This is a genomic window from Clostridium polynesiense (assembly GCF_000820705.1).
In the GTDB taxonomy this organism is placed as follows: Bacteria; Bacillota; Clostridia; order Clostridiales; family Clostridiaceae; genus Clostridium_AA; species Clostridium_AA polynesiense.
This window is the reverse complement of record NZ_CCXI01000039.1, coordinates 1-6,348: the sequence shown is the minus strand read 5'-3', so window position 1 is coordinate 6,348 and position 6,348 is coordinate 1. Positions and strand designations below refer to the sequence as shown.

Sequence of the window (6,348 nt, the reverse complement as noted above, 5' to 3'; positions counted from 1 at the left end):
TAATGCTGCAATCTGTTCTATGTTCAGACCATTTTTCTTGGAGCCTACCTCTTTAATCCGTCCTGAAAGGCTCTCATCCAGCTTTAATATTATAGGGTCTTTTTTTGCACCATCATTAGTTCCCACTAGCTTATCTTTTCCTCCCAGTACAAGCACAATTTCTGTAGCAGGTTTATAGGTGGTTATAACCCTTATATTTTTAGCTTCTTTTTTATCTTTCTTCTCTACAACTTGTCCATTTAGACAACCTGTAAAAAAAAGTACTGCAAATATGAATAAAACAGAAGTTTTCTTAAAAATTCTCATAGAATAGTCACTCCCAATATTTTTTAATCTCCTTTTGTATTTTGTCTCTGTTTTCTAAAGTTACAGAGATAACCTTTACATCTTTTCTCCCTGAAACAGAACTTAAAAATTCATTGCTTTTCTCTTTTATCACCCCTAGCACCCTATGACCGCTGGAAAGTACTTCATGAACCTTTTCCCTGAAATTAATTGCTTCCTTTTCAAAGAATCCAAGCTCATCCATCAATATAATGGAATTCGGTGTATTTAATGCTTCGTTGAGTATTGTCACCCCTTTGCTTTCAAAAATTTCTGTAACTCCTCTGCACATTTTCCCTTTGCCGAATTCCATATTTATACCTACCATATTTTCTTTAATATCTGTTATAGAACCCGGAAGCTGATTTTGTATATAATACCCCCTAAGATATCCTTTTTCATAAAAGGGAACTGTTTTAAAACCTGCTATTATATAAGGAGGCTTTATACAGCCTTCTATAAATTTTGAAATTGCCGTAGATTTTCCAATATTAATCTTACCGGTTAAAAATATATTTTTTATAATTAACACATCCTTTATTACTCAAGTTAAAAGTTAACCTTCTTTATATCCCTTAAATTCTGTAAGGTACCTTTATTTTTAACTAATAATATTTCACTCATTATGCTTAAAGCAATTTCCTTTGGCTGCTCTGAAGCTATATTGATTCCTACCGGTGCAAATACCCTTTTAAGTGCCTCTCTGGATATTCCTTCATCAATAAGCTTTTTCATAACAAATTCAGTCTTCTTTCTGCTGCCTATCATCCCTATATAAGAAGCCTCCGATTCTGCTACAGCTTTCAGAGCTTCTGCATCATAGCTGTGGCCTCTGGTTACTATTATGATATAAGTATTATTATTAATGGGATATTTTAATAGTGTCTCTCCAATATCTCCAAGGATTATTTCATCTGCATTTTTTAACCTTTCTTCCTCAGTAAGCTCTTTTCTATCTTCAAAGACCACAGTATGAAAATTCATAAGCTTACCAAGGTTAAGGATTTCCAGTCCTACATGACCTGCCCCGGCAATAAGAAGCTTAGGTCTAGGTATAAAAACCTTTACATATAAAACAACCGTACCGCCGCACTCCATGCTTAAATCGCCGTCATGGGCTAAATCATATTTAAATTCTCCATCCTCCTCCTTTTTAATGCAGCTTCTTGCCTCTTCAATAACCTTATATTCTACCGTTCCGCCTCCCACAGTGCCTTCGATGCTCCCATCCTCCCAAACCGCCATAATTGATCCTTTCTTTCTTGGAGTAGAGCCTTTTTCCTCAGTAATCATAACTAAAGCGGATTTTTCTCCTTTTCCCATGCTTTCTGCTATTTTTTTCAGAATCCTATCCTCCATAATACTATCCTTTCTCCTGATTTCTTTGTAAAAGGTAAAGCACTGCTTCCAAAACTCCTCCTCCTATACTTCTTGCTTTATCAGAAATTGTGAAGCAGTTATCCCTTTCCTCCATTCTTGGATCTATATCTGCAAGCTTAGTACCCTCAGCTACAATACTCCCGCTTCTCAAAATACCTCTTAATATTCCTGTTATAGATGCTTTTACAGACTTTCCTCCTATATAAGCAATAACCTCCTCCTTATTTACTGCTGTTCCAATGTCTAAAGCATCAGTAAGTACTCCTGAATAAGGAGAATAAATAACTCTTTCCTTAGAAAAACCTTGAACATTTCCAGGAATTCCTGTGTTTTGCTGAGCTTGTCCCTTAAATATTATCCTTCCCAGGTTATGTCCCCTCATAGATTCTATAACTGCATCTACATCCTCCCCTGCTGTAAATCCCGGTCCCACAGCAATAGTTATATCCGCCATATCTCTTTTAGTTCCAAGATTTTTCTTTGCAATAATAGCATCTACTAATATCTTAGGCTTAATCAATTCAATATATTTCCCCTCTTCATCTACAGCAACAGGTACTTCTTTCTTATTCCATGCCTCTTCAACATCCTCTAAAGAAGATGCCTTAACTGCTTTAATCCCTTCTAAAACCACTTCTCCTACATAAATAGCTTCACTGAAGGCTGCTGCTCTTCTAATAGCAGTAGGATTTTTAATTTCTAATACCAACACCTTGAATCCGCTTCTATGGAGCTTTTGAATTATTCCGGAGGCTAAATCTCCTCCTCCCCGTATTATCACAGTAAACTTATTCATATCAGCTTTTCTCCTCTTTATTAAGAATGTACTTATAGCTTTCCATAGTATCTACGTCAAAGAGTTTTATACCATCCTTAAGCTCTATATATTTTACTAAAGCAGGATTTGTATTTATAACTGCCTTTCCTCCCACATCTCCATGAAGTTTAAGAAAATCAGCTTTTAAAAAGTAAGGAAAAATCACGGGGCTCCCGGTTCTACCCTTAAAGCTTGGTATAACTATGGAGCAGGGATTTTCCTTAAAGATATTCATCAAAAGCTTTATAGTGCTATTATCCAAAAAGGGCTGATCTGCAGTAAAAAACATAAATCCTTCTGTTACCCCTGAGTTTGATACACCTACCTTTATCCCTTCGCTTATACCCTTCCAGGCATTTTCATTTTTAATTACTTTAAGCTTTTCTCTATTTCCTATATCAAGTATTTCTTTTTCTCTTGCTACCAATATAACCTCGGAAAAGCCGCTATTAACCACAGCCTCTAAAGTATGCTCAATTAAGGTTTTTCCTTTATATTCTAAGAGGAGTTTGTTCTTCCCCATTCTTCTTGAGTATCCCGATGCTAATATTATGGCACTTAACACAGCTTTCCCCCTTTAACGAAAATATAAATTTTTATTCAGACTGCCAAAAAAAGCTTTATTCAAAAGCCCTCTCTCGCTGTCCATGACCTTATTAATAAGCATTTTTGCAGCTATCCTGTCTTCAGAAGTCTCTGCTTTATTAAGATACAGATGCCTTTCTCCCATAGCTCCCTTGAAAAGTCCCTGAGAATGTACTATTGCCCTATATAAATGATATAGCTTTACCTTCTCTCCCTCCTTCGCTCCTGTTATATCGCAGAATATTTTGCATCTATGAATCATATCCTCACAAACATCTATATTCCTTGATTGTATATCCATGATTCCAAAGGTTTTTGTAGTTCCTTTAAATATTACAGGCTCTGTTTCCCTCCAGCCCTTAAGCCCTTTTCCCTTAGCTCCATCTGCTTCTAAAATTATATAATCAAAATAAGGATATAACTTTTCCAGTTCTTCCTCCCTTAATCCCATAAGCTTATTTTCTTCCTTTATTATTGAACCTAAAATATATATTCCCTTTTCCTTCATAGCTGAATAGCTTTTAAGCCTTTCCTTATCTGTACATAGGAAGTCATAGTTCACCTTAGAGGGAATATATATCTTTGTAGTAGTGGATAGCATCACTTTACCTTTCAATTTGAGCTCTCCTGCCAGCTTATACATCATGGAGGTTTTTCCTCCTGACCCTACAAGAGAAATAACCTCCTTTTTATTTATATCTATGAATTCTAAAAGCTTCGTAATATCACCCGCTTCCTATTTTTTACTATAGGGAGTATTTTTTAAAGGAAGAGAAACTCTGAATTCACCGTCATAATTATAGTAAGCACCGGATACCGCAGGAGCAGTGGGTATTGAGCATATTTCACCTATTCCCTTAGCTCCATAAGCCAAGGTTTCATCACCCTTGCCAAGAATGATACACTGTATTTCCGGTATATCTGTGGCTTTAAAAAGCCCTAAGGAAGCAAATTTTGATGAAGGCACAGAAGCTTTAAGAGGGAAATCCTCCGTTAATGCGTATCCAAGGCTCATAACCACTCCCCCTTGAATTTGTCCTTCAATGTTTTTGGGGTTTACTGCAGTTCCTACATCATGAGCTGCAAATATCTTTTGAAGTCTGCCCTGCTCATCTAAAATAACCACCTGTGTAGCGTAGCCATAAGCTACATGACTCACAGGATTTTCTTTATTTATTCCCATTTTATCCGTTATACCCTGATATTCTCCGTAAAATTCTTCTCCCTCCAGCTCTTCCAGAGACCTTAATATTAGCGACTCCTTAAGCTTCATAGCAGCTCTTTTTGCTGCTTCTCCTGTAAATAAAGTCTGGCGGGAAGCGGTAGTGTTGCCTGAGTCGGGACATTCCGATGTATCCGGAGCTGAATACACCACCTTATCCTGAGATACCTTAAGAGTTTCACAGATTATTTGAGTTAATATGGTGCCAAGACCTTGTCCAATACAAGCTGCACTGCTATGGATAAAAATCCGTCCTTCTTTTACAATGAGCCTGCACCGTCCTATATCCGGAAGTCCAACTCCTATACCACTGTTTTTCATGGCACAGCCTATACCTGCTTTAGGATTATTCATGCATATTTCTCTTACCGCCTCTAAGGTTTCTACGAAGGCTGTGGAAGTGTCTGCAATCTGTCCATTAGGAAGCACCTGACCCGGTCTTATAGCGTTTTTATACCTTATCTCCCAGGGGGTTAATCCCACAAGCTCTGCCAGCTGATTTAAATTACTTTCACAGGCAAAACAGCTCTGGGGCACTCCAAAGCCTCTAAAGGCACCGGCAGGAGGATTATTTGTATATACTGCTTTTCCCGTTATATCGATATTTCTATAGTTATAAGGTCCTGCAGCATGGGTACAAGCTCTTTGGAGTACCGGTCCTCCTAAGGAAGCATAGGCACCAGTGTCTGCAAGGATAACAGCCTTCATTGCGGTGAGATATCCTTCTTCATCACAGGAGGTAGTAATCTCTATTTCCATAGGGTGGCGTTTAGGGTGTACCATTATGCTTTCCTTACGGCTTAGAGCTACCTTTACAGGTCTTTGACACAGGTGGGCTAATATAGCAGCATGATGCTGTACCGTCATGTCCTCTTTTCCTCCAAAGCCTCCTCCAACGATTTTACCTATTACTCTTACCTTGCTTTTATCAATTCCTAAGGCTTCGGCACATTCCTTTTGAGTCTGATATATCCCCTGATCCGCACAGTATATTACTACTCCCTCTTCCTCCGGTACTGCCACTGCAGTTTCCGTTTCCAAAAAAGCATGCTCTGTGAAAGGAGTACCGTATTTATTCGTAACGGAATACTTTGATTTTTTTATCTGCTCCTCTGCATCTCCAAAATTCAGCCTTTCAATAGTTAAAAGATTTCCATTTTCATGGAGCTTAGGGGCATCTTCCTTAAGAGCTTCTTCAGGGCAGGTAATAGGAGCAAGCTCTTCATACTCTATTTTTACTAAAGCCTTGGCTTTTTCTAATATATCCGGAGTTTCTGCTGCTATTAAAACAATTGCATCACCTATATAGTGAGTTATTTCTCCCTGACCTATGAGTACATCCCAATCCTTCACTATATGTCCGATCTTTTTATTTCCGGGGAGCTCCTCAGCGGTGACTACCTTATATACTCCCTGGAGTTTTTCAGCTTCCGAGGTATCAATATTTTTTATAAGCGCTCTAGGATATTTAGTCCTCACAGCTCCTCCATATATCATTCCTTCTATCCTGATGTCATCTGTATACTCTGCAGTTCCAAGAACCTTTTCAGCTGCATCTATACGATTGAAGCTTTCTCCTACAAAAGCATTGCCTTTTACTTCAGGAACCTCAGAGTTTTCTCTGAATATCCTTGAAGCCAATTTTACCGCTTCTATTATTTTCACATATCCGGTACATCGGCAAATGTTATTTTTCAAAGCCTTTTTTATTTCTTCCTCTGAAGGATCCTTTGCTTTATCAATAAGCCCCTTTGCACTTATTACCATTCCGGGAGTGCAGAAGCCGCACTGTACCGCACCGGCTTCTGTGAAAGCATAAGCATATACTTTTTTTTCTCTAGTACTAAGTCCCTCCACAGTTATGATGCTTTTATTTGAAAGACTGCTTAATTTAAGCACACAGGCTTTTTTTGCTATACCATCTACAAGCACCATGCAGGTTCCGCAGCCTCCCTCACTGCATCCATTTTTAACGGAGGTTAAATTTAAATCCTCTCTCAAAAAGGTAATAAGTTTTTTA

Annotated in this window: 6 protein-coding genes and 1 pseudogene; all 7 read right to left on the bottom strand. The window is 38.1% G+C overall.

What is annotated here, in order from left to right; genetic code table 11:
* A pseudogene (locus TA89_RS04030) lies at nucleotides 1-306 on the bottom strand (hypothetical protein); the annotation flags it as partial.
* Between the two features lie 7 nt (nucleotides 307-313).
* Entirely contained in the window at nucleotides 314-856 is a 543-nt protein-coding gene (locus tag TA89_RS04025) for a nucleoside-triphosphatase (protein WP_040211061.1), read from the bottom strand.
* A gap of 17 nt (nucleotides 857-873) precedes the next feature.
* Nucleotides 874-1,683, bottom strand: coding sequence for an XdhC family protein (locus TA89_RS04020; RefSeq protein ID WP_040211059.1), 810 nt, complete (start codon nucleotides 1,681-1,683; stop codon nucleotides 874-876).
* Nucleotides 1,684-1,687: 4 nt separating this feature from the next.
* Entirely contained in the window at nucleotides 1,688-2,500 is an 813-nt protein-coding gene (gene yqeB / locus TA89_RS04015) for a selenium-dependent molybdenum cofactor biosynthesis protein YqeB (RefSeq protein ID WP_040211057.1), read from the bottom strand.
* A 1-nt stretch (nucleotide 2,501) separates the two neighbouring features.
* Nucleotides 2,502-3,086 (bottom strand): molybdenum cofactor cytidylyltransferase, encoded by a 585-nt coding sequence (mocA, locus tag TA89_RS04010; protein WP_040211055.1) that lies wholly within the window; start codon nucleotides 3,084-3,086, stop codon nucleotides 2,502-2,504.
* A 12-nt stretch (nucleotides 3,087-3,098) separates the two neighbouring features.
* The gene (yqeC, locus tag TA89_RS04005) at nucleotides 3,099-3,785 is read right to left on the bottom strand and encodes a selenium cofactor biosynthesis protein YqeC (protein ID WP_278246205.1); all 687 of its coding nucleotides are present in this window, start codon (nucleotides 3,783-3,785) and stop codon (nucleotides 3,099-3,101) included.
* A gap of 57 nt (nucleotides 3,786-3,842) precedes the next feature.
* Nucleotides 3,843-6,338: a selenium-dependent xanthine dehydrogenase gene (gene xdh, locus TA89_RS04000; RefSeq protein WP_052447315.1), complete on the bottom strand. Its 2,496-nt coding sequence runs from the start codon at nucleotides 6,336-6,338 to the stop codon at nucleotides 3,843-3,845.
* Nucleotides 6,339-6,348 lie beyond the last annotated feature (10 nt).

What these genes read in the sequence shown, in the direction of transcription:
- TA89_RS04020 (WP_040211059.1), bottom strand. Translation starts at nt 1,683, where the DNA reads ATGGAGGATAGGATTCTGAAAAAAATAGCAGAAAGCATGGGAAAAGGA.
- yqeB (WP_040211057.1), bottom strand. Translation starts at nt 2,500, where the DNA reads ATGAATAAGTTTACTGTGATAATACGGGGAGGAGGAGATTTAGCCTCC.